This window comes from Peribacillus sp. P4_C12 (assembly GCF_056402095.1).
Genome location: NZ_JBFUIB010000009.1, coordinates 30,266 through 51,459 on the forward strand (window position 1 = coordinate 30,266; position 21,194 = coordinate 51,459).

Annotated in this window: 22 protein-coding genes; 1 reads left to right on the forward strand and 21 read right to left on the reverse strand. The window is 38.7% G+C overall.

Features of this window, described 5'->3' with window-relative positions; genetic code table 11:
- Positions 1-189: 189 nt before the first annotated feature.
- The 18 genes from AC1DUW_RS04095 to metG form a co-directional block, all read right to left on the reverse strand.
- Positions 190-942, reverse strand: coding sequence for an ATP-binding cassette domain-containing protein (locus AC1DUW_RS04095; RefSeq protein WP_477642036.1), 753 nt, complete (start codon positions 940-942; stop codon positions 190-192).
- Positions 943-955: 13 nt separating this feature from the next.
- The gene (gene ssuC, locus AC1DUW_RS04100) at positions 956-1,732 is read right to left on the reverse strand and encodes an aliphatic sulfonate ABC transporter permease SsuC (RefSeq protein WP_477642037.1); all 777 of its coding nucleotides are present in this window, start codon (positions 1,730-1,732) and stop codon (positions 956-958) included.
- Positions 1,704-2,873 carry an FMNH2-dependent alkanesulfonate monooxygenase gene (gene ssuD, locus AC1DUW_RS04105; RefSeq protein WP_477642038.1) on the reverse strand — a complete coding sequence of 390 codons (1,170 nt, stop codon included), beginning with the start codon at positions 2,871-2,873 and terminating at the stop codon, positions 1,704-1,706. Before ssuD ends, ssuC begins: the two co-directional genes overlap by 29 nt.
- A 13-nt stretch (positions 2,874-2,886) precedes the next feature.
- Positions 2,887-3,867 carry a sulfonate ABC transporter substrate-binding protein gene (locus AC1DUW_RS04110; RefSeq protein ID WP_477642039.1) on the reverse strand — a complete coding sequence of 327 codons (981 nt, stop codon included), beginning with the start codon at positions 3,865-3,867 and terminating at the stop codon, positions 2,887-2,889.
- A 338-nt stretch (positions 3,868-4,205) separates the two neighbouring features.
- Positions 4,206-5,159, reverse strand: coding sequence for a ribose-phosphate diphosphokinase (locus AC1DUW_RS04115; protein WP_053348997.1), 954 nt, complete (start codon positions 5,157-5,159; stop codon positions 4,206-4,208).
- Between the two features lie 15 nt (positions 5,160-5,174).
- The gene (glmU, locus tag AC1DUW_RS04120; RefSeq protein ID WP_053348998.1) at positions 5,175-6,548 is read right to left on the reverse strand and encodes a bifunctional UDP-N-acetylglucosamine diphosphorylase/glucosamine-1-phosphate N-acetyltransferase GlmU; all 1,374 of its coding nucleotides are present in this window, start codon (positions 6,546-6,548) and stop codon (positions 5,175-5,177) included.
- Positions 6,549-7,234: 686 nt separating this feature from the next.
- The gene (gene spoVG / locus AC1DUW_RS04125) at positions 7,235-7,531 is read right to left on the reverse strand and encodes a septation regulator SpoVG (protein WP_034316332.1); all 297 of its coding nucleotides are present in this window, start codon (positions 7,529-7,531) and stop codon (positions 7,235-7,237) included.
- Positions 7,532-7,729: 198 nt separating this feature from the next.
- Positions 7,730-8,104, reverse strand: a complete 375-nt coding sequence (locus tag AC1DUW_RS04130) for a RidA family protein (protein ID WP_053348999.1) — start codon at positions 8,102-8,104, stop codon at positions 7,730-7,732.
- 12 nt (positions 8,105-8,116) lie between these two features.
- On the reverse strand, positions 8,117-8,941 hold the full coding sequence (gene purR, locus AC1DUW_RS04135; RefSeq protein WP_053349000.1) for a pur operon repressor: 825 nt from the start codon (positions 8,939-8,941) through the stop codon (positions 8,117-8,119).
- A 61-nt stretch (positions 8,942-9,002) separates the two neighbouring features.
- On the reverse strand, positions 9,003-9,872 hold the full coding sequence (ispE, locus tag AC1DUW_RS04140; RefSeq protein ID WP_053349001.1) for a 4-(cytidine 5'-diphospho)-2-C-methyl-D-erythritol kinase: 870 nt from the start codon (positions 9,870-9,872) through the stop codon (positions 9,003-9,005).
- 324 nt (positions 9,873-10,196) lie between these two features.
- Positions 10,197-10,373 carry a small, acid-soluble spore protein, alpha/beta type gene (locus AC1DUW_RS04145; RefSeq protein ID WP_053349002.1) on the reverse strand — a complete coding sequence of 59 codons (177 nt, stop codon included), beginning with the start codon at positions 10,371-10,373 and terminating at the stop codon, positions 10,197-10,199.
- 151 nt (positions 10,374-10,524) lie between these two features.
- Positions 10,525-10,776: a biofilm formation stimulator Veg gene (veg, locus tag AC1DUW_RS04150; protein WP_034316343.1), complete on the reverse strand. Its 252-nt coding sequence runs from the start codon at positions 10,774-10,776 to the stop codon at positions 10,525-10,527.
- A gap of 312 nt (positions 10,777-11,088) precedes the next feature.
- Entirely contained in the window at positions 11,089-11,967 is an 879-nt protein-coding gene (yabG, locus tag AC1DUW_RS04155; RefSeq protein ID WP_053349003.1) for a sporulation peptidase YabG, read from the reverse strand.
- A gap of 210 nt (positions 11,968-12,177) precedes the next feature.
- Complete coding sequence (rsmA, locus tag AC1DUW_RS04160; protein WP_053349004.1) at positions 12,178-13,056, reverse strand: 16S rRNA (adenine(1518)-N(6)/adenine(1519)-N(6))-dimethyltransferase RsmA; 879 nt, start codon at positions 13,054-13,056, stop codon at positions 12,178-12,180.
- A complete protein-coding gene (gene rnmV, locus AC1DUW_RS04165; RefSeq protein ID WP_053349021.1) occupies positions 13,049-13,612 on the reverse strand; it encodes a ribonuclease M5 in 564 nt (187 codons plus the stop codon). The genes rsmA and rnmV overlap by 8 nt, the downstream gene beginning before the upstream one ends.
- A gap of 282 nt (positions 13,613-13,894) precedes the next feature.
- Positions 13,895-15,085 (reverse strand): G5 and 3D domain-containing protein, encoded by a 1,191-nt coding sequence (locus tag AC1DUW_RS04170; RefSeq protein ID WP_053349005.1) that lies wholly within the window; start codon positions 15,083-15,085, stop codon positions 13,895-13,897.
- Between the two features lie 239 nt (positions 15,086-15,324).
- Complete coding sequence (locus AC1DUW_RS04175) at positions 15,325-16,092, reverse strand: TatD family hydrolase (protein WP_477642040.1); 768 nt, start codon at positions 16,090-16,092, stop codon at positions 15,325-15,327.
- A gap of 207 nt (positions 16,093-16,299) precedes the next feature.
- Positions 16,300-18,261, reverse strand: a complete 1,962-nt coding sequence (metG, locus tag AC1DUW_RS04180) for a methionine--tRNA ligase (RefSeq protein WP_053349007.1) — start codon at positions 18,259-18,261, stop codon at positions 16,300-16,302.
- A gap of 644 nt (positions 18,262-18,905) precedes the next feature.
- On the opposite strand from metG, the gene AC1DUW_RS04185 reads away from it, so the two are divergent.
- Positions 18,906-19,190 carry an AbrB/MazE/SpoVT family DNA-binding domain-containing protein gene (locus AC1DUW_RS04185; protein ID WP_056525508.1) on the forward strand — a complete coding sequence of 95 codons (285 nt, stop codon included), beginning with the start codon at positions 18,906-18,908 and terminating at the stop codon, positions 19,188-19,190.
- Between the two features lie 61 nt (positions 19,191-19,251).
- Here AC1DUW_RS04185 and rsmI read toward each other — a convergent pair whose 3' ends face one another.
- The 3 genes from rsmI to AC1DUW_RS04200 are packed head-to-tail and all read right to left on the reverse strand — an operon-like array spanning position 19,252 to position 21,127.
- On the reverse strand, positions 19,252-20,133 hold the full coding sequence (gene rsmI, locus AC1DUW_RS04190; RefSeq protein WP_053349009.1) for a 16S rRNA (cytidine(1402)-2'-O)-methyltransferase: 882 nt from the start codon (positions 20,131-20,133) through the stop codon (positions 19,252-19,254).
- 3 nt (positions 20,134-20,136) lie between these two features.
- The gene (locus AC1DUW_RS04195) at positions 20,137-20,397 is read right to left on the reverse strand and encodes a GIY-YIG nuclease family protein (RefSeq protein WP_053349010.1); all 261 of its coding nucleotides are present in this window, start codon (positions 20,395-20,397) and stop codon (positions 20,137-20,139) included.
- Positions 20,384-21,127: a tRNA1(Val) (adenine(37)-N6)-methyltransferase gene (locus AC1DUW_RS04200; protein WP_053349011.1), complete on the reverse strand. Its 744-nt coding sequence runs from the start codon at positions 21,125-21,127 to the stop codon at positions 20,384-20,386. Before AC1DUW_RS04200 ends, AC1DUW_RS04195 begins: the two co-directional genes overlap by 14 nt.
- Between the last annotated feature and the right edge of the window lie 67 nt (positions 21,128-21,194).

Here is a 21,194-nt window from a genome sequence, read left to right on the forward strand (position 1 = left end):
TTCCTAAAATATTAATTACAGGTTCACTATAATTAACAGTTCCCTAAATAGCGGTGTATTAAACATGAAAGGAATGACAGAAAGCTCTAATATGAACTTAAACGTATGATAAACAAAGAAAAGTATCGAATGGAATTCTTTTTTCCTCACTCCTTTCAGTATTTATCACAGGTTTTTCAATTACAGACTTTATGCATGAATCGCCTTTTTTTCTACCTGATCCTCAACTTGCATGACTCTATTAAGAATTTGGCCAGCCAAGGATGAGTAAAGAATATTGTCCTTTTTCCGTGGCCTCGGTAGATTAATTTCCTTATTCATAACCACTTTGCCTTCTTCAATTAATATGACCCGGTCAGCCAGCGTAACCGCTTCTTCCACATCATGTGTAACGAGTAAGGCAGTAAAGTCTCTTTTTCTCCATAATTCTTCAATTAACCTTTGCATCTCGATTCTTGTCAAAGTGTCCAGCGCCCCTAATGGTTCATCCAAAAGAAGAATGTCAGGTTCGTTCACCAATGCCCTAGCTAAGGCAACCCTTTGCCTCTGCCCTCCCGATAGAACCGATGGCCATTCATATGCTCGGTCTGCCAGCCCCACCTGCTCTAGTAGCTCCATAGCTTTTGGCTTCCAATCCCCTTTTAAACCAACACCAACATTTTTGAGAATTTTTTTCCAAGGGAAAAGCCTCCCATCCTGAAACATCGTGCGGGATGATCGATTCAGTCCGTTTAATAATTCGCCATCCACCAGTACCTTCCCGTCCGTTGGTTCATCCAGGCCTGCCGMAAGACGTAGTAAGGTACTTTTCCCGCATCCACTCTTGCCGACAATAGCTACGAATTCCCCTTTTTTAAAAGTAAGGTCTATTCCCTTTAAAACTTCAAATCCTCCAAAATCCTTCCTAATATTCTGCAGCTCCAATGAACTTCCACTTTTCATATAAAAGGCCTCCTCATTGGTATGATGGATGCCATTTCAAGCATCTTTTTTCTATTACCTTGGCAAAAACATCTGATATTTTCCCTAATAGAGCATATAAGAGAATACTGAGTACAACGATATCCATTCTCATGAATTCCCTGGCATTCATAGCCATATACCCAATTCCAGAATTGGCGGATATCGTTTCCGCGACTATTAATGTGACCCACATAATTCCAAGCGAAAAGCGGATGCCCACTAAAATGGATGGAAAAGCTGCAGGGAGAATCACGTTCCAGAATAAAGAAAAACCACTTAACCCATAAACCTTCGCCGCTTCAATTAAACCTTTATCGACCGACTTCACACCATGAAACGTATTTAAATAGATCGGGAATAGAACTCCTAATGCAACTAGGAATATTTTTGCTTCTTCCTCAATACCAAACCAAAGAATTACGAGCGGAATCAAGGCTAAATGTGGGATGTTTCGCAACATCTGAAGCGAAGTATCGAATAATGTTTCTGCAATGGATGAAAGCCCATTTAACATACCAAGTACAAAACCAATAATCCCACCAATCAAAAAGCCAATAAAGGCACGCTGGGCACTGATGCCGATATAGCCTATAAGTTCTCCTGTTTTCAATAAAGCAATGCCTGCTTTAAGTACTTCAGTCGGGGCAGGCAATATCCGATCCGACAGAATGCCCCACAATGACAGCAACTGCCAAGCTACCAGTAGAAAAACAGGTACAAGCCACGTTATGAAAGGGAACTTATTGAACTTGTTTAACTTTTTCTTCATGTTTATTTTCACTTCCTTTTGTAGGGTAGTGGTTGTTGGCTAATATTTCTCCAAATGGACTCGTAGCTTTTGACACGGGACCTTGCAGCTGTTCAACAGGGAGTATAGGGAATAGCAGTTCCGCCACTCGGTATGCTTCTTCTAAATGAGGATAGCCAGATAAAACAAAGGATTCTACCCCAATTTCCTCATACTCTTTCATTCGTGCAGCAACGTTCTCTGCGCTTCCGACTAATGCTGTACCGGCGCCACCACGCACAAGACCTACACCTGCCCATAGGTTAGGGCTGATTTCAAGGGAATCCCTACTGCCGTTATGAAGTTGGGACATTCTCTTCTGACCAACTGAATCAAACCGTTCGAAAATATTTTGTGAATTTTCAATCATTTCATCATCTACATATTTAATGAGTTCATCTGCTGCCTGCCAAGCCTCTTCTTCTGTTTCCCTTACAATGACATGCATACGGATACCAAATCGAACTTCGCGGCCGTACTCTGCTGCCTTTTTACGAACTTTTTCAATTTTTTCAGCCACTTGTGCTGGTGGTTCACCCCAAGTTAAATACACATCAATATGCTTTCCTGAAATATCAATGGCCGGGTCAGATGAACCTCCAAAGTATAGTGGAGGGTAAGGTTTTTGTACCGGAGGCAACAGAATATTCCCACCTTCAACCTTCAAGTGCTCCCCTTCAAAATCTACCTGCTCTCCAGACATTTCCGCTCTCCAAATATCCAAAAATTCATCTGTTAACCTATAACGATCCGTATGGTTCAGAAATACACCATCACCAGCCAATTCGACAGGATCTCCTCCAGTTACTACATTGATTAGAAGGCGACCACCCGACAACCGGTCAAAGGAAGCAGCCATCCGGGCTGCCAAAGTCGGTGACATTAAACCTGGACGAATGGCTACTAAAAATTTCATTCTTTCCGTTGCAGATATTAATGAAGATCCCACTACCCAGGCATCTTCACAAGACCGTCCAGTTGGAAGTAATGCTCCCTCAAACCCAAGATGGTCAACTGCCTGAGCAATTTGCTTCAAGTAAGGAAGTGTAATAGGTCTCCCACCCTTAGTTGACCCTAAATAACGACTTTCTCCATGTGACGGAATAAACCAAAATACTTTCATTTTTATTTCCCCCTTAATTTTTTTTAACATCTATTGATGCATCGAAAACATTTACTTCGGTTGGAATTAATTTAAGATTGTAAAATGTATCAGCAATTTTTTGTTGGTCGTTCAGAGCCGTTTTTGAAATTTCCTCAAGTCCATATTCTTTTCTTTTTAATGTTTTATCTAATGCCTCAACACTCATCCCAATCTCTGGAGCTAAGAACTCTGCAACATCCTTTGGGTTTTCTTCAATCCACTTATCTACTTTTTTCAATTCCTCTTTAATAATCTTCAAGACTTCTTTATTCTCTGCGAATGTATTAGTTGCCAAAAAGAATTCGCGATTCGCCACTAATCCTTCTCCATCCTGAATCGTTTTTGTTTCAAGTTCTAGTTCCGCTGCAGATAAAAACGGGTCCCATATTACCCAAGCATCAATCTGATTTCCTTCAAAAGCAGCTCTCGCATCAGCCGGTGGTAAGTAGACGGGCTGAATATCGTCAAGAGTAAGATCCGCCTTCTCTAATGCTTTAACTAATAAATAATGAACATTGGACCCTTTATTCAAGCCTACTTTCTTGCCTTTTAAATCTTCCACTCTCTTTATAGGCGAATCCTTTTGCACGACTATGGCTTCTCCTGAGGGGTTTGCTGGCTGATTAGCCACATAGACAAGTGGGGCCTTAGCAGCCTGCGCAAATATCGGTGGTGCCTCTCCTGTGTGCCCAAAATCAAGGCTTCCAACATTCAAAGCCTCAAGTAGCTGAGGCCCAGCAGGAAATTCAGTCCACTTAACGGTATAACCCACTTCTTTTAAACGTGTTTCCAGCTCTCCTTTTGATTTTAAAATATTTAATGTCCCGAATTTTTGATAGCCGATTCTGATAGTCTTATCACTTACTTTTGCGTCAGCACTCTTTGTACTGCTTTTTTCCTGCCCACATGCTCCTAATACCAGCATAATGATGCTAAGAATACTCAGTATCCACACATTGCGTTTTTTTTCCATACTCTACACCCCTCATTAAACTGATTTGTATAAAATAAAAAGCTCCTTTTCTTCACCAAAAGTACAATAGGTCAAAAAGATGCCTAATGTGAGATGGTAAGTGAAAAGGAGCCTTCGGTAGCCCGATCGGCCATTTAATTTGTGAGCTTTTTTCTTACTCAGAACCAGAAAGAGAGTTTTTTCTTTAGATTCATAAAATGAAAATTGATTATGTATACATATTAATATCAGTATTCGCACCTGTCAACTAAGAATTAATTTATTTTCGGAATAATTCAAATATTTTATATAAAAAAACATGGTGGAAACTAGGCCCACCATGTTTTCTTTATTTTTTATCAATCAAATAATGTGCTAACAGATTGTTCTTCATGAACACGAATAATTGCTTCCGCAATCAAAGGAGCTACAGAAAGCCCAACAATTTTATCGATTTTCTTGTCTTCAGATAGAACAATCGAATTTGTTACGACCAGTTCCTTGATAGTTGAATTTTGAATCCGTTCGATAGCAGGGCCCGATAGGACTGGGTGTGTACAACAAGCATAGACTGCTTTCGCACCATTCTCTACAAGTGCATTAGCTGCAAGTGTAATAGTACCTGCTGTATCGATGATGTCATCAATCAGGATTGCCGTTTTTCCTTCAATATTACCGATGATGTTCATGACTTCAGCCACATTCGGTCTTGGACGACGCTTATCGATAATAGCAATCGGTGCTTTTAAGCGATCTGCCATTTTACGGGCACGCGTTACTCCACCGTGATCCGGAGAAACGATGACAATGTCACTTAGATCTTTTTCTTTGAAGAAATCAGCTAAAATTGGAACTGCAACAAGGTGATCAATTAGAATATCAAAGAAACCTTGGATTTGTGGCGCGTGTAGATCCAATGTGATGACACGATGGGCACCAGCTGTTTCTAAAAGATTCGCTACAAGTTTAGCTGTAATTGGTTCACGAGCACGTGCTTTACGGTCTTGTCGAGCATAACCGTAATAAGGCATTACTATATTGATTGTTTTAGCTGAAGCACGTTTTAGAGCATCGATCATAATTAAAAGTTCCATTAAATTTTCATTGACTGGTTGGCTTGTTGATTGGATTACGTAAACGTCACAACCACGAATACTTTCTTCAATATTAATCTGAACTTCACCGTCACTGAAACTTGTTACGCTACATTTTCCAAGTTCAACACCGATTGCAGCAGCAATTTCTTGAGCTAAATCAAAGTTTGAATTTAAAGAGAATACTTTTAAATTAGGATCTAAATACTGATTTGACATGATGACCTCCGTGGGTTAATTATTAAATTTTAACTTTTTCACATAATCTTCTTTGTTTACTTGACGAGCACGAGCAACAGATAAAGCTTCCTGCGGTACATCTTGAGTGATGGTTGACCCGGCAGCTACATATGCCCCTTTTCCTATCGTTACAGGTGCAACAAGATTAGAATTACAGCCTATAAAAACATCGTCTTCAATCTTCGTCAAATGTTTATTTGTACCGTCATAATTCACGGTAATAGATCCGCAGCCAATATTAACATTCTCTCCAACCTCTGCATCTCCAATATAACTCAAATGAGAGGCTTTGCTTCCTTTACCAAAAACGGTTTTTTTAATTTCGACAAAATTACCGATTTTAACAGAATCCTGAATATCGGATTGAGGTCGAACATGTGCAAAAGGACCGATTTTAACTGAACTTCCAATACTGCTTTCGTGTACAACCGATTGGTGAATTTCAGTTCCATCACCAATTTCACAATCACTGATCTCCGAATTAGGACCAATCAGGCAATCCTGCCCGATAATACTTTTCCCTTTAATCAATGACCCAGGATAAATAACCGTATCCTGCCCAATTTTCACATCAGCTTCAATAAACGTTGTAAGTGGATCGATAATCGTTACACCATTTCTCATATGTGATTCATTGATACGACTCCGTAGAGTTTGCTCAGCCTGCGATAAAGCCACTCGGTCGTTTACACCCAATGTCTCATCAAAATCACTTGATTGAAAGGCTGTCACCGATTCGCCTTCTTCTTTTAAAATTTCAATAACATCCGGCAAATAATATTCACCTTGGACATTATCATTTGAAACTTTTTTCAGCGCGCTAAATAATGCCTGGTTATCGAAACAATATGTACCGGTATTTATTTCCTTAACATATCTTTCTTCATCTGAGGCATCCTTATGCTCGACGATTTTTTCAACCAGGCCGTTCTCACTGCGAAGAACTCTTCCATAGCCATCCGGATTATCCGCATATGCTGTCAGAATCGTTGCTTTCGCCTTACTTTGCTCATGCAATGTTATAAGCGCTTCCATCGTCTCTGCTTTGATTAACGGTGTATCTCCGCAAATAACAAGGGTAATTCCGCTCTTATCGGATAAAACGTCTCCCGCTTGCATTACAGCATGTGCCGTGCCTAATTGCTGCTCTTGTAATGCATACTTGCAAGAATCACCAAGCTGTTCTTGAACTTTTTCAGCTCCATGACCGATAACTGTTACAATATCTTCTATCTGAAGTTGATTGACTTGATCGATAACATGTTGTACCATTGGTTTTCCGCAAACAGGGTGTAAAACCTTGTAAAGCTTAGATTTCATCCTAGTGCCTTGCCCAGCGGCCAAAATTATTGCATAGCGATTACTCATAACAGGCCTCCATTTTCACCTTTTTATCCACTAAAAATATTATCTCAAATAGTGATTCATTTCAAGGTAACAATTAAAAGTACATATTATTGTCAACAGCTAATTCAAGAAAAAGTTCAATTTTCTACCTACTCGTGAGCTTTATTTTTGATGTTTTAGTATTTATTAAATCCTTTAAATATTAATTATTTGCCTACAAAAATGAGATTTTTTCATTATCCCCTTAATGGCTAGAAGTACACAAATGATATCTTCTCACCCTTTTTGATCCGTTCCACTCCTTATGTTAAAGCATTGCTACAATTGCATTTTGCCCTATGTAAACATCATTTAGAAGCACAACCACTGTTGTAAACTTCCATTCCGAATCCGAGTTACCTAGTCATTTCACATTCAGACTTTCACAGGTTACGTTAACATTTTCACAAAATAGTTAACATGCCTTTTAACTAAAAATAATAAAAAATTAGTGTGTCCAAAAATGTTTAAAAAATAAAAAGAGAGGGTATTTGATTTTTTGAAGATATTAACATAAAAAATATAAAATAAGACAATATTGGAACAAAAAGCAATTAAAGTTGCTAAGACAAAAAATATTCTGTTTTGAAACAATAAAAAAGAGCACTACTTATGAAGTAGGCTCTAGATGCACGAATTTTAAATTTAAAGTTCAAAATTAAGAGTGATTAAGAAGCTCCAGCTCCCGCTTCCTCTAATTCAGTTTCAAGTTCTCCTAATCGATGATATTCTGTCAAGACAGCTTCTTGAATTTTCCCGCGTGTAGAGGAATTGATTGGATGTGCGATATCTCGGAATTCTCCATCTGGAGTTCGTTTACTTGGCATTGCTACAAATAAACCATTGTTTCCGTCGATTACACGAATATCATGAACCACAAATTCATTATCCAGTGTAATTGATGCGATAGCTCTCATACGACCATCCGTATTCACACGGCGTAATCTTACGTCAGTTACTTCCATTTAAGCTCACCATCCCTTTTTGTTGTTGTTAAAACTTAAAGTACATATTCAACAAAAAAACGTGAACTCCTTCTATTATCTGTAAGTTTTTTAGAAAATTCAGCCTAGTTTTCAAAAAAAATAAAAATCCCCCTTAAATTCCAGGGAAAATGCCCATGACGAATTCCCCCTAAAAAAGACAAAATAAAAAACGCCCGTTTATTTAACGAGCGCAACCACTTCTATTTCCACTAGTGCATCTTTAGGAAGACGTGCAACCTCTACACAAGAGCGTGCAGGCTTATGACTTGAAAAATATTCCCCGTATACTTCATTAATTGAACTAAAATCGTTCATACTTTTAATAAATACTGTAGCTTTAATGACTGTTTCTAAAGAGGCGCCTGCTTCTTTCAATACAGCCTGAAGATTTTTAAACACTTGATGTGTTTGTTCTTTAACATCTCCTGTTACCATTTCACCAGAAGCAGTAAGAGGAATTTGACCTGAACTGAAAAATAACTTATCTACGATCACGCCTTGTGAATATGGACCAATTGCAGCTGGTGCTTCATTCGTATGTATCGTTTTCATGAAAAATTCCCCCTAATTCTTTTTCGTAAGATAATTGCCACGACTGACATTTATTTTCTTATCTCTTTCAACTACCTGCGTCAATTTAATTAATGAAACATAGTCCTCTACGAGACATTCTTCTGTATGTTCGGATTCCACTAGCACGGCAATTCCGGCAACGGTAGCCTTAAATTCATCCAGCAAGCTGACCATACCATTAATCGTACCTCCAGCTTTCATGAAATCATCAACAATCAATACATTCGAACCCTCTACCAGACTTCTTTTTGAGAGCACCATTGTCTGAATTCTCTTTGATGAGCCAGAAACATAATTAATACTCACTGTAGAACCTTCTGTTACTTTATTATTTCTTCTTACTATGACAACAGGAACATTCAAATAATTTGCCACTGCGTATGCTAATGATATCCCTTTGGTTGCCATTGTCATGATGACTGAGACATTTTTTTTAGCATACATGGAAGCGATTATTCTGCCAACCTTATTCACCGTTTGCGGATGTCCTAATATGTCGGTCATATACAGATAGCCGCCCGGAAGTAGCCTTTCAGGACTAGCGATTGTATCGCATAGTTCATCTATAAAGGCATTGGCTTCATCTTCTTTGATGGAAACAATATATTTCACCCCACCCGCGGCACCTGGCACGGTCGTTAAAGACCCTATACCGCGTTGTTCAAAGGTATCTTTAATGATTGTTAAATCCTCACTTATCGAAGATTTGGCAGAACTATACCTTTCAGCAAAGTAGGTCAGCGAAACAAGTTCCCCTGGATGTTCTAATAAATAATTTGTCATATCGACTAGCCTCTCGCTGCGACGAAATTTCATTGAAACACCCCCTTTGTAAATTCCGAATATTATATTGCAACTATACCATTAATGTACGTATCTATTCAAGGTCGTTTCGATCACCTAACAAGCGCACTGCATAGACTTGATCACAAAATCCGCGAAGACCATTATAAATTCTTTGCATGCGGGAATCATGTTCCACCAAACCAAAAACGGTCGGACCGCTTCCGCTCATTAAGACAGAATCTGCTCCAAATGTCTTCATTTGATCTTTAATATTCGCAACCTCGGGATATAACTGCAACGTCACTTGCTCAAGTACATTCCCCAAACCTTGGCAAACATCTTGATAGCTGCTTTCCTTAATGGCTGAAATCATACTAGGGACATCAGGATGCTCCATTTTTGCAATTTGCAGCCTTTTGTATATATCAGCAGTCGATACACCGATTGTTGGTTTAGCTAAAATAACCCAGCATTTTGGCGGTGCAGGAAGATGCGTGATTTTTTCCCCACGGCCTCTAGCCAACGCCGTACCCCCATACACACAAAATGACACATCAGAGCCAATCTCAGCTCCAATTTCCGCAAGCTCATCCATAGAAAGACCAAGCTTCCACAGTCTATTCAAACCTCTTAATGTAGCAGCGGCGTCACTGCTTCCACCTGCAAGTCCTGCTGCTACAGGTATATTTTTCTCTATAGTAATAGAAACACCTTTATTAATTCCAAAACGTTCCTTTAGGATAAATGCAGCTTGATAAGCTAAATTCCGATGATCATCCGGAACAAATCGATTATGGGATAGAATCTGAATGTGATTTCCTTTTATTTCTTTTAGTTCAATTCTATCGGCAAGGTCGACTGTCGTCATGATCATTTCTACCTCATGATACCCATCAGGCCGTTTGAAAAGCACATCCAAAGCCAAATTAATCTTAGCCGGGGCTTTTTCCATAAGCTTCAATATGTCCACCTACTTTAACGTTCTTAAAAGTTCTTGTCCTATTTTATCATATTTGTTTATATTCTAAAGGTTTTTTCATCGTAATTTCAATGTATTGAAGTGGAGATTGAACTATAGAGGGGAATAGTCACCTATAGACACTTGAAAGAAGGGATCGCCCCTACTCCCCAAAAAGTGTGAATATGCAGCCGATTTGTATTAATCCATGAATAAAAAAAACCAGACTCCATATCTACAATGTAAGCATAAATGAATATGGCTATACATTGTAGAAAGAGTCTGGCCTTGTTTAAAAGGACAGCATGATTCCATTTAGTGTTTGTCTTACTCTTTATCCACCAATTGACGTTGTGCTTTTTCGACAGCTAGTTTTACCATGTTTCCTGCGTCCCGAGCTCGAATTCCTCCCCAGCCCTCTTTCTGGACAACATCGTAAAATCCAAGTTCTTTTGCCAATTCCTCTTTAAAACCTTCTGACATAATCCCTTTTTTTCTACTCAAGCGAAACAACCCCTTTCACATGCTGTCACATGCCTAGTGTTTGCATCATACGCTATTTCATAACAACCTTTTTCATCCTAAACTAGTTAGTATTAGATATTTAACACAAAACAAAAAGCAGCAAACATAATTGTTCGCTGCCTCCTCTAAGTTACATCTCTTGTTGTTTGTTTAAAAATGTTAGTTCCACGGTTTCCGTTAAAACATCCGCATAGCTGTAAGATACTCTTTCAAACGCATTTTCATCTTGGTCGAGCTCAATTACAAAAACAGCCGGATAAGTTTCCGCCAAAGTTCCAAAACGTTCTACAGTCTTTCTTCTTCCACCGTTTGCTTTTAAAAGCAATCTTTTACCTAGGTTTGAATCAAGTGCAGTTTTAATATCAGCTAGAGTTTTTGGCATTTTCGGTCCACCTCACTAAGTTTAGTATATCACAAATTGTAAATATACGCAAACAAAATAATAAATTATATCAGCACTTAAAAATGTAGTCAATATATTTTTACCTGAAATTCGGCAAAATCGCGAACATTTTTATTATATCCTGGTAAATGAGAAAATATGTAAACGAACTATTCATTATAAAATATGCCGAATTTTCGTAAATAAATCCACTTCTAGGCTCTTTTCATCTAGAAAAAGCAGACTATTTGTTATGATATCCGAATTCTAACATGATAAAAGCGAGCTGCATTCTTTCAAAATGCAGCTCTTTTATTCTTCCTGAAATGGCTTAAAGGGAAGCCCTGTCCGCAGCACCCCTTTTGTTTCAACTCCACCTAAACCTTTCTCTCCCGTTAACGTATTCCGAAGAACATCCCATACATGGATATGTTCTATAAAAGGCGTAAAGCTTACCTTCCCGACAATATATACTGGATCAAGAGCATGTATATTAACACGTGAAGGTGAGCTTGCGAAATTGGCCCCAGCTTGGATAAGGGATTCAAAATGGGATTGACAAGCTCCTGCAAATATAATCAATTGATCCAAATGAGATACCTTCTTCCTCGCCTCTCGTACGGTCTGTACAAAGTCCCTTGAGTGACGATAGGCATTGATATCGCTCATTGGTCCTTTTGATTTAGAATAGGCATCATGACCAGTGACAACAAGGATATCCGGCCTGTAATGGTCCAATAACCCCCCTATTCGCTGGGGCATTTCCTTTTCGTTGCAATAGACACCGTTAACTGGAATACCGAATTTCTGATATAAATCCAGGCATTTCCTAAGGTAGGAAGCGTCACCGTCCACATGAAGCACCCTGCCTGGTATCTGAAAATATTCGCCACTATAGCGGTAGCCATTACTGGATAGATAGCCGCTTTTTTGTTGCTGCAGCTCTAAATCCTGTGTTAATAAGCGGTCAGATTGTTCCTGAAGTACCTCATTGGACCTTTGTCGGACATTTCTCTCATTATCATTTATTTTCATTAAGTCTTGAAAAGGTGCATCTGCAATCAATCGGATATCTTCCCCATAAAGAATCGCTTCACGTCTTCCATCAATATCACGGATATCGATTACACGAAACAACACGTCGCATTTATAAGAAACCCGACCAACAATATCGTTTATTTGAATATTCATGGCCTCACCCCATGAGAAGACTTATTTTCAGMCCGCCCTAGATTATTTTCATTCTTAAGTTATGCGAACCATTCTTGAAAGGTGAAAGTAAAGGAGACTACATATATCTATAGGAAGAAGAAATCTATTCTCCTAAGGCTATGCTTAGATAAAAAAAAGCCGGAAGCTGGGAATAGACCCGTTCCGACTAAAACTTTTTTAACATGTACCTTATTTGAAATTCGGCAATAACGCATCACTCAAGCGGCCAAATTCCTTAATGCTTAGTGTTTCACCACGTCTTGTTGGATCCACGTCTGAGGCTTCGAGAGCGGCAAGGATAAGTTCTTTTTTCGATTTCCCATCTGGCAGTTGACTTGTTAAGTTATTTAAAATCGTTTTCCGACGTTGCGCGAAGCTAGCCCGGGTAACAATAAATAAGAAATCCTCATCTTGTACTTCAACAATCGGCTTAACCCGTTTAGTCAGACGTATTACCGCTGAATCGACATTAGGTTGCGGCATGAAAACCGTTTTCGGCACAATCATCACTGTTTCTGCTTCGGTATAATATTGGATGGCGATGGATAAAGAACCATATTCCTTTGTCCCAGGTTTAGCAGCAATTCGATCAGCCACTTCTTTTTGCAACATACACACAATGCCTCTTATGGGAAGGTTCTCAGACAAAAGCTTTAAAATAATAGGCGTTGTGACATAGTAAGGTAGATTTGCAACAACCATCAAGTCTGAGATATCAGCGAATTCCTCTTCAATGACCTTTTTTACATCCGCTTTTAGAATATCCTCATGAATGATGTTCACATTGTTATAAGGTGACAGTGTATCCGATAAAATCGGCAGCAAACGCTGATCAATCTCAAAGGCCGTGACTTTTTTGCTACTTTTCGCTAGTTGTTCCGTCAAGGCGCCTATTCCCGGCCCAATTTCAATGGCGCCGCTTTCCTCGGTCAACTCAGCATGGTCGACAATGCGTTTCAAAATATTCGTATCAATTAAGAAGTTTTGACCTAAGCTCTTTTTAAAAGAGAATCCGTGCTTCTTTAGTATTTCTTTCGTTCTGACAGGGGTTGCAATATCCTTATTCATGTTTTTCCTCCTGATTTATCTGTACAATTGCTTCATAAAAAGCCTCAGTTGATATTTGGAACATTTTTAATCTCTTATATAACTGTTTCCCATTTGTAAAACCAATCTTCAAGATAGAGCCAAGTCTTTCCCTTCGCTCTTTGGCACCTGATCCCCCGATTAAACCTGCATCTATTAAATCCTGCTGTGAAATTTCTTCTGAAGCCTCTTCATCCATTAATTGAGCGTCTTTCAAGGCATTACGAATCGCTTCAGGGGAAGCGTGCTCCACACCTATCCCTCTCCCAGACTTAGGAAGTGCTTCTTTTTTCGTTAAAAAGGCGTGTTTACAGCCTTTTACTTGTTCTGAAATTATATTCCTGATTTTTTGTCCAGGAAAGTCCGGATCTGTAAAAATGATAACTCCTCGTGTCTCTTGTGCAAGCCTTACCTGCTCAATGCAGGATTCATTCACCGCAGAACCATTCGTTTCTATTGTATCAGCATTAACAGCCCTTTTTATCGCTACCGTATCATCTTTACCTTCTACAACAATTATTTCTTTGATTTTTTTCATGTTTTCCTCCATACAGAAAAGCGCAAGCACTTTGATTAGCTCTTTAAAACGGACTTTACTCAGATAGACAATTACCTTTTGAGTCATCGTTTTTCCCATGAGTTAGAATCTAGAACTAGACACAATTGCTAAATAAAAATAATTTTACCGCTTATTGTGAAAACCCTATGACTTATTGAATCGTCTATCTTATTAAAACAGTTTTACACTGGGGTTTTCAACAAATGGAAAATAAAACGTCAAAAAACAGGAGACAATTTATCTCCTGCGAGAGAAACCTTATTAGTTCAATACGCGAATCTTTACTTTCTTTACACCCCAGCGATATGCATCATTTTTTGAGGAAAAGAAGACATCTATCCTATTTCCCTTTATCGCTCCGCCTTTGTCAGCAGCTACTGCATAACCATAACCTTCTACATATACTTTCGAACCCATTGGAATTACACTTGGATCGACCGCAATAATTTTGGCATCAGGATTACTCTTAAGATCCACACCCGTTGAAGTAACACCTGAACAGCCCTTACAACTTGCTGTATAAGCCGTTGATGAAACATAAATCTCTTTTCCACTTGTAGAATTAACGTTACTCGCTCCGCGTGATGCCTGAGCAACCGTCGTTTTTGTTCCGACCGTTATAACCTTATCCTGCTTTTTATTTACGACTTTTTCTGAAAGTAATTTTCTTTTGACCTCTTTGCCATTTTCCTTAATAACTTCATATTTCTTAGAAATGAGTCCGTCTTTTCCTTCTTTGACGATATTCTCTTTCCCTTTCGATAAGGAGTCATCTTTTTTAGTTATGACGGCAAAGTCCACTGGTTCTTCCACTACATCGGTGACTTTTTCAATTCGAATAACGTTTACCGTATTCTTAGCTTCAACTTTTTCGACTAATCCCGGCTCAACTCGATCCAAATCATTGAGCTTTACACCTTGTTGCTTTAAAAAGTCAGCGACAGTAGTCGAAGTTGACCATACCTGCTTTTCGTTTCCACCTACCACTAATTTTAGTGAAAAAGCCTTATCGATGGCAACTTCCATATTCGCTTCCATCTTCGTGTTTTTTGAAGGTGTAATTTTATCCTTCTCATTCACTTCAAGGTCTTGTTCCTTTAAAAATTCTTCCACCGTATCGGCTGTTGACCAAACCTCCTCAGTCTCTTCATCTTGTACCAAGGTAATTTTTTGAGCAGGCTTCCAGACAACTTCTAGATTATCCTCTACCTTACTGTCTCCTGAAGGGTGGACATAGTCCGCAGCTTGTACGGTAATCTCTAAATCTTTTAACATATCATTTACAGTAGCTGCGTGTGTCCGCACTACCTCTTTTTTTCCGTCCAGCATTATTGTAACAGTATGTTTTGTTCCTTGATGGATTAGTATTCCCAGTGCCGTAGAAACAAGAATCGCACTGCATATTGCAATTACCATTCTCTTCTTCCCTAGCTTGGGAATAAGGTTTTTCATAGTTTTTAATAGAATGAAAAACTCCTCCTTCCTCCCGGTGATTATATAGACATAGTTATCCAGCTGTCAACCCATTCACTTCTCATTCAGGAAATTACTACCTATTATGCATATTCTCTATTGAAAAGGAAAGGGCGAATTCTCGACATAATATGCCTATGTTAGGAGTGAGATTTGTAGAAACCTTAAAAAATGCGTTTTTAGTTAGCGGACCCCGGGAGATAGTGTCAAAAATGCTGTCAGTTAATGCCGAATAATTTCTTAGCATTGTCCGTCGTCGCTTGAGAAACTTCCTCTACTGAAAGTTGTTTAATTTCAGCGATTTGTTCAGCGACAAGCTTCACATAGGACGGTTCATTACGCTTTCCTCTATAAGGGTGTGGTGCTAAATAGGGGCAGTCTGTTTCGATTAGTAGACGATCTAAAGGTACTGCAGCTGCCACCTCTTTTGGCTTTTTCGCATTTTTAAAGGTTACAGGACCTCCCAATGAAATATAGAAGTTCATATCAATACATTCCATTGCCGTTTCAGCACTACCACTAAAGCAATGCATGATGCCTCCTACTTCTGATGCCTCTTCTTCCTTCAATATGTTCACGATATCCGCGGTCGCTTCTCGGTTATGGATGATAATGGGTAGACCTACCTTTTTAGCCAATCGGATTTGCTTCCTGAACACCTCCATTTGGATAGCTTTCGGTGATTTATCCCAAKGATAGTCGAGTCCCATCTCTCCTATAGCCACAACCTTAGGATGAGAGGATAGTTCCTCAATCCATTTTAAGTCTTCTTCTGTCATATCTATCGCATCTACAGGATGCCAACCGACTGCTGCATACATAAAATCATAAGTTTCTATTAATTCCATCGCTCTAGTTATAGTTGGTCGGTCAAACCCGACGACAACCATATTATTCACTCCTGCTTCCTGTGCTCTTTCGATGACGTCTTCGAGGTCCTCGTTGAATTGCTCCGCATTTACATGCACATGTGTATCAAATAACATACTTTTCTTCCTTTCTAGCACTATTTTATAGAAAAATGAGAGTTTTATGTTTCACATTTAGGTAACAAAAAGATTACAAATATTCCCTTTATGTATCAACACCAAATGTATGACTAAAAACATAGACCCTATAATAAGTTATGTTTTCCAAAAGTATAAAGAAAAAACATAAAAGTGTTTCATATGAAACACTTTTATGTTTTGAGTTTATTTTACCTTCGAACCATTTGGAATGGAGGCATCTATTGTAGCAACAGAGAGAACTCCATCCTGGCTACCTGCCAAAATCATCCCCTGAGAAAGCTCGCCACGAAGCTTCACAGGTTTCAAATTCGTTACACAAATCACTTTTTTCCCTACTAAATCTTCAGGCTTATAGTGTTGGGCAATACCTGAGACAACCTGCCGCTTTTCATATCCTAAATCAAGCTGCAGTTTAAGAAGCTTATCTGTTTTCTTTACTGACTCTACTTCTATGACCTGAGCTACACGAAGCTCTACTTTTGTAAAGTCATCAATAGTAATTTCATCAACCTCTGGAATAGTCTCTTCTACTTTTTCTGCAACCTTAGGTGTTCCACCCTGCATTTGTTCTTTAATATATAAAACTTCCTCTTCCATGTCTAAACGAGGGAAGATTGGATCTCCCTTTAGCACTTTTGTTTCAGAAGGAATCTGACCGAAGTCCGCTAAGCTATCCCACGACTTTAAAATTTCATCCTGGATGTTAAGCTGAGCAAAGATTTTTTCCGGTGTTTGTGTCAAAAATGGTTTCAGAAGGATAGCCGTCCTGCGTAAAGATTCTGCCAAATGCACCATAACACTCGCAAGCTCTTCTTTTGTTGCTTCATCTTTTGCAAGCATCCATGGCTGAGTTTCATCGATGAACTTATTTGTTCTGCTGACAAGCTGCCAAATAGATGTTAAAGCAACTGAAAATTCCATGTTCTCCATGGCTTCCTCATACTTGCCCACAGTATCTTGATTCATTTCTAACAGTGCCTTTTCAAACTCATTATTCGAACCTTTGTAACTTGGAATTACACCGTCAAAATACTTATTGACCATTGCTACTGTTCGATTTAATAAGTTTCCTAAATCATTCGCCAGATCAAAATTGATTCTTTCTACAAATCCTTCCGGCGTAAATACTCCATCTGAACCAAATGGAACTTCGCGTAGAAGGTAATAGCGTAATGAATCCAAGCCATATCGATCAATTAATGTAACAGGGTTGACTACATTTCCCTTTGATTTCGACATCTTACCGTCTTTCATGAGCAGCCATCCGTGGGCAAAAACTTTCTTAGGAAGCGGTATGTCCAGAGCCATTAACATAATAGGCCAGTAAATCGTATGGAAACGAACAATTTCCTTTCCGACTAGATGCACATCCGCAGGCCAATAATTCAGGTATTTAGAATCATTATCCGTTCCATACCCTAAAGCTGTAATATAATTAGTCAACGCATCAATCCAGACATAAATAACATGCTTTGGATTTCCTGGTACTTTGATACCCCAATCGAACGTTGTACGGGAAACAGCCAAATCTTCCAATCCTGGTTTAATGAAGTTATTAATCATTTCATTTTTACGGGATTCTGGTTGTATGAACTCTGGGTTTTCCTCATAAAACTTTAGCAACCGATCTGCATACTTACTCATCTTGAAGAAATAAGACTCTTCTTTTACCTTTTCAACAGGTCTTCCGCAATCTGGACAGTTTCCATTGCTTTCTTCAACCTGACGTTCCGTGAAGAAAGATTCGCAAGGTGTACAGTATAATCCTTCATATTCGTCCAAGTAAATATCGCCCTGATCAAGTAACTTCTTGAAGATTTTGGCTACCACATCTTTATGACGATCTTCGGTTGTCCTAATGAAATCATCATAAGAGATATCAAGCTTTTGCCAAAGCTCTTTAATTCCTGATACGATATTATCTACATATTGCTGCGGAGTAATTCCCTCTTCCGCCGCTTTACGCTGGATTTTTTGACCGTGTTCATCTGTTCCTGTTAAGTACATCACATCAAAGCCACGCATCCTTTTATAACGAGCCATAGCATCCCCTGCCACTGTCGTATACGCATGCCCTATATGTAAATTACCACTAGGATAATATATGGGTGTTGTAATATAAAATGTTTTTAATTTATCCTGCACTTTATTCCCTCCTCAACTTTTAAAAAACTGGCTTTAGGACTTGGCCAAGCCAATGAGACTACTTTAAAACTATTATCTCTATTTTAACTCTATATACTATTCTACGCGACAAGAATCATTAATCAAATTATCTTGATAATAGAATAAAAAATATTATAAGTAGATACCCCAGTTAAACCTTCGATATCAGGACACACGCCCCCATATTATGTAAGCATTACCTCTTACCTCAACAAAATATACCTAATATTTATTTTTTGTGCAACAAATCACATAATTTAAAGTCTTTTCCAAGAAAATTATCCTTAATTCAGAACTTATACTTTGAAACTAAATTGGATTTAATCATATAATAGAAAAGCGTGTTCTTCATGCGTAGTTTGTCGAATCATGCTGAAGTAAGTAGTTCCTTGTTACTGATTTAATCTTCGCATAAAACGAAATTGCTGGATTTTTCTCTTTCCCAGCCTTTTTGCTTCCTTGGGAAGAAAAGCTATACTCTCTTCTTACAAAAAAATGAAAATAAATCATTGACGAATTTGGGAATGGCTGGTATTATAAATTTATAAAAAAATTTGTCGAATATTGGCGAATAAAATAGAAAATGGGTACTAGATTGTAAACTGAGAGGAGAATTTTCAAAAATGAAATCTACAGGAATCGTTCGTAAAGTTGATGAGTTAGGCCGGGTGGTTATTCCAATCGAGCTTCGCCGTACATTGGGAATCGCTGAGAAAGACGCTCTTGAAATCTATGTTGACGACGAGCGCATCATCTTGAAAAAATACAAACCAAACATGACTTGCCAAGTTACTGGTGAAGTTTCTGATAATAATCTTACACTTGCAAACGGTAAATTAATTCTTAGTCGTGAAGGCGCTGAATTACTTATCCAAGAAATTCAACAAAACTTTTCAACTTCTAAATAAATGATATAAATAAAAAAACTTCCGATCTTCGGAAGTTTTTTTTATTGCTTACTTAAACATATTATTGTTCATCAATGTGGTACGCCTGGTATACGTCGCGTTTTTGTATATTACGGTCTTTTGCGACCTGCTTGATAGCATCCTTGGAGGTAACCTGTTTGGTTTCTATATAATAATTGACATGACCAACAATGTCAAAGGCCATCCACCATGCTTCTTCAGGCTCTTCCTCCAACCATTGCGCCCCTTCTATTATCAAACAGAACTCACCGCGTATCTCGGATTCCACTGCCCACGCCAATGCCTCACTTACCGTCCCACGAATAAACTCTTCAAACTTCTTCGTTAATTCACGGCATAATACAATACGGCGGTCTCCTAGAATTTCATGCATATGTTTTAATGTTTCTTTTAAACGATGTGGCGATTCATAGACAATCCATGTCGCTTCCATTTTTTTTAACTTTTCTAGCTCTTGCTTTTTTTCTTTTGCTCCCCGCTGTAAAAAGCCATAAAAGTAAAAAGGCTGTGGCGCAAGACCCGAAGCAATCAACGCAGTTAATGCAGCATTAGCACCCGGCAATGGGATGACCTTAAACTGCTCAGCAATTGCATCTTTAACCAGTTCATATCCAGGGTCAGAAATTGTCGGCAGACCAGCATCACTGACTAAGGCTATTACTTCTCCTGAACGAAGCCTCTCAAGCATCTGCTTCCCGCTATATTCCTTATTATGTTCATGGTAACTAACGATAGGGGTCGAAATTTCAAAGTAATTACATAGTTTCTTCGTGTTTCGCGTGTCCTCAGCAGCAATAACATCCGCTTCCTTTAAAATTCTCAAAGCCCGGAAGCTCATATCCTCAAGATTTCCGATCGGTGTAGGGACTAGATATAGGGCCGGCTCCAATCCTTCTTTTTCAAAACTCTTTTGCTGCCACATAGGTTACTTATCCTCCTTTTCCATCCACTTTTGTTTTTGTTTTCTTGTTAATTGCTTAAACTGGTATTCTGCCTGCATGGCCAATGTCTGAGATTCAAACGTTTCATGATAAATCAGTTCAACCGGGGTACGTCCCCGTGTATACTTCGCCCCCTTGCCTTGATTATGCGTGTAGACCCTACGATCTAAGTTATTTGTATACCCTGCATAATAGCTACCATCCTTGCATTTCAACACATAAAAATAATGCCTATTCTTCTCCATATAAAATCCTTCTGATTTCCGGATTATATTCATTTTGTTCATTATACACAACAAGAGGTGGGAGAATCTTCAAATCAGGGCTTCCGTCCTTTATCCCTTCAATAAGAATCGTATTTGCTTCTTTTGTGCTTTTTGGATAAACAAATTGTAGTCGCTTTGGTTCAATCCTGTACACTCTCATTAAATGTAAAATATCCATTAAACGGCCAGGCCTATGAACGAATGCTGCTTTGCCACCCTGACGCAATAACTGACTTGAGACACGCATTACGTCCTCAAGGTTACACATAATTTCATGCCGAGCAATTGCAAAATGCTCATTTTTATTTATTTCCTCGATTGATGGAGTAGGAAAATAGGGTGGATTACATGTTACCACGTCATATTTACTATACCCTATCTGTTTTGGAATCTCTTTTATATCTCCATGAATCATCTCAATCTGGGAGGATACGTCATTATAATCTACGCTTCTCTGAGCCATGTCATATAACCGCTCTTGAATCTCGATACCTTTAATTGTTCCTTTCGTTCTTGTGCTCAACAGCAATGGTATAACCCCATTTCCTGAGCAAAGATCGACGAGTTTTCCTTTTTGAATCGGCACGTTTACGAACCTTGATAATAAAACGGCATCTAATGAAAAAGAAAACACCGATGGGCTTTGGATGATTCTTAAATTCTCAGCCAATAGATAATCGAGGCGTTCATCTCCTTTAAGTTCTACCAATGCTGTTACCCTCCTATATATGTATAGAAAAAGCATGTTTAGGACCCATGCTTTAACATATCTATCG

Excerpts from the sequence above, each read along its gene's own strand:
- veg (WP_034316343.1), bottom strand. The coding sequence starts at position 10,776 with ATGCCAAAAACTCTAGCTGATATTAAAACTGCACTTGATTCAAACCTA.
- rsmI (WP_053349009.1), bottom strand. The coding sequence starts at position 20,133 with ATGTGGCAGCAAAAGAGTTTTGAAAAAGAAGGATTGGAGCCGGCCCTA.
- AC1DUW_RS04170 (WP_053349005.1), bottom strand. The coding sequence starts at position 15,085 with ATGAAAAACCTTATTCCCAAGCTAGGGAAGAAGAGAATGGTAATTGCA.
- yabG (WP_053349003.1), bottom strand. The coding sequence starts at position 11,967 with ATGAATATTCAAATAAACGATATTGTTGGTCGGGTTTCTTATAAATGC.
- rsmA (WP_053349004.1), bottom strand. The coding sequence starts at position 13,056 with ATGAATAAGGATATTGCAACCCCTGTCAGAACGAAAGAAATACTAAAG.
- spoVG (WP_034316332.1), bottom strand. The coding sequence starts at position 7,531 with ATGGAAGTAACTGACGTAAGATTACGCCGTGTGAATACGGATGGTCGT.
- AC1DUW_RS04130 (WP_053348999.1), bottom strand. The coding sequence starts at position 8,104 with ATGAAAACGATACATACGAATGAAGCACCAGCTGCAATTGGTCCATAT.
- glmU (WP_053348998.1), bottom strand. The coding sequence starts at position 6,548 with ATGAGTAATCGCTATGCAATAATTTTGGCCGCTGGGCAAGGCACTAGG.
- ssuC (WP_477642037.1), bottom strand. The coding sequence starts at position 1,732 with ATGAAGAAAAAGTTAAACAAGTTCAATAAGTTCCCTTTCATAACGTGG.
- purR (WP_053349000.1), bottom strand. The coding sequence starts at position 8,941 with ATGAAATTTCGTCGCAGCGAGAGGCTAGTCGATATGACAAATTATTTA.
- AC1DUW_RS04185 (WP_056525508.1), top strand. The coding sequence starts at position 18,906 with ATGAAATCTACAGGAATCGTTCGTAAAGTTGATGAGTTAGGCCGGGTG.
- ssuD (WP_477642038.1), bottom strand. The coding sequence starts at position 2,873 with ATGAAAGTATTTTGGTTTATTCCGTCACATGGAGAAAGTCGTTATTTA.
- AC1DUW_RS04115 (WP_053348997.1), bottom strand. The coding sequence starts at position 5,159 with ATGTCAAATCAGTATTTAGATCCTAATTTAAAAGTATTCTCTTTAAAT.
- rnmV (WP_053349021.1), bottom strand. The coding sequence starts at position 13,612 with ATGAAAAAAATCAAAGAAATAATTGTTGTAGAAGGTAAAGATGATACG.
- AC1DUW_RS04195 (WP_053349010.1), bottom strand. The coding sequence starts at position 20,397 with ATGGAGAAGAATAGGCATTATTTTTATGTGTTGAAATGCAAGGATGGT.
- AC1DUW_RS04110 (WP_477642039.1), bottom strand. The coding sequence starts at position 3,867 with ATGGAAAAAAAACGCAATGTGTGGATACTGAGTATTCTTAGCATCATT.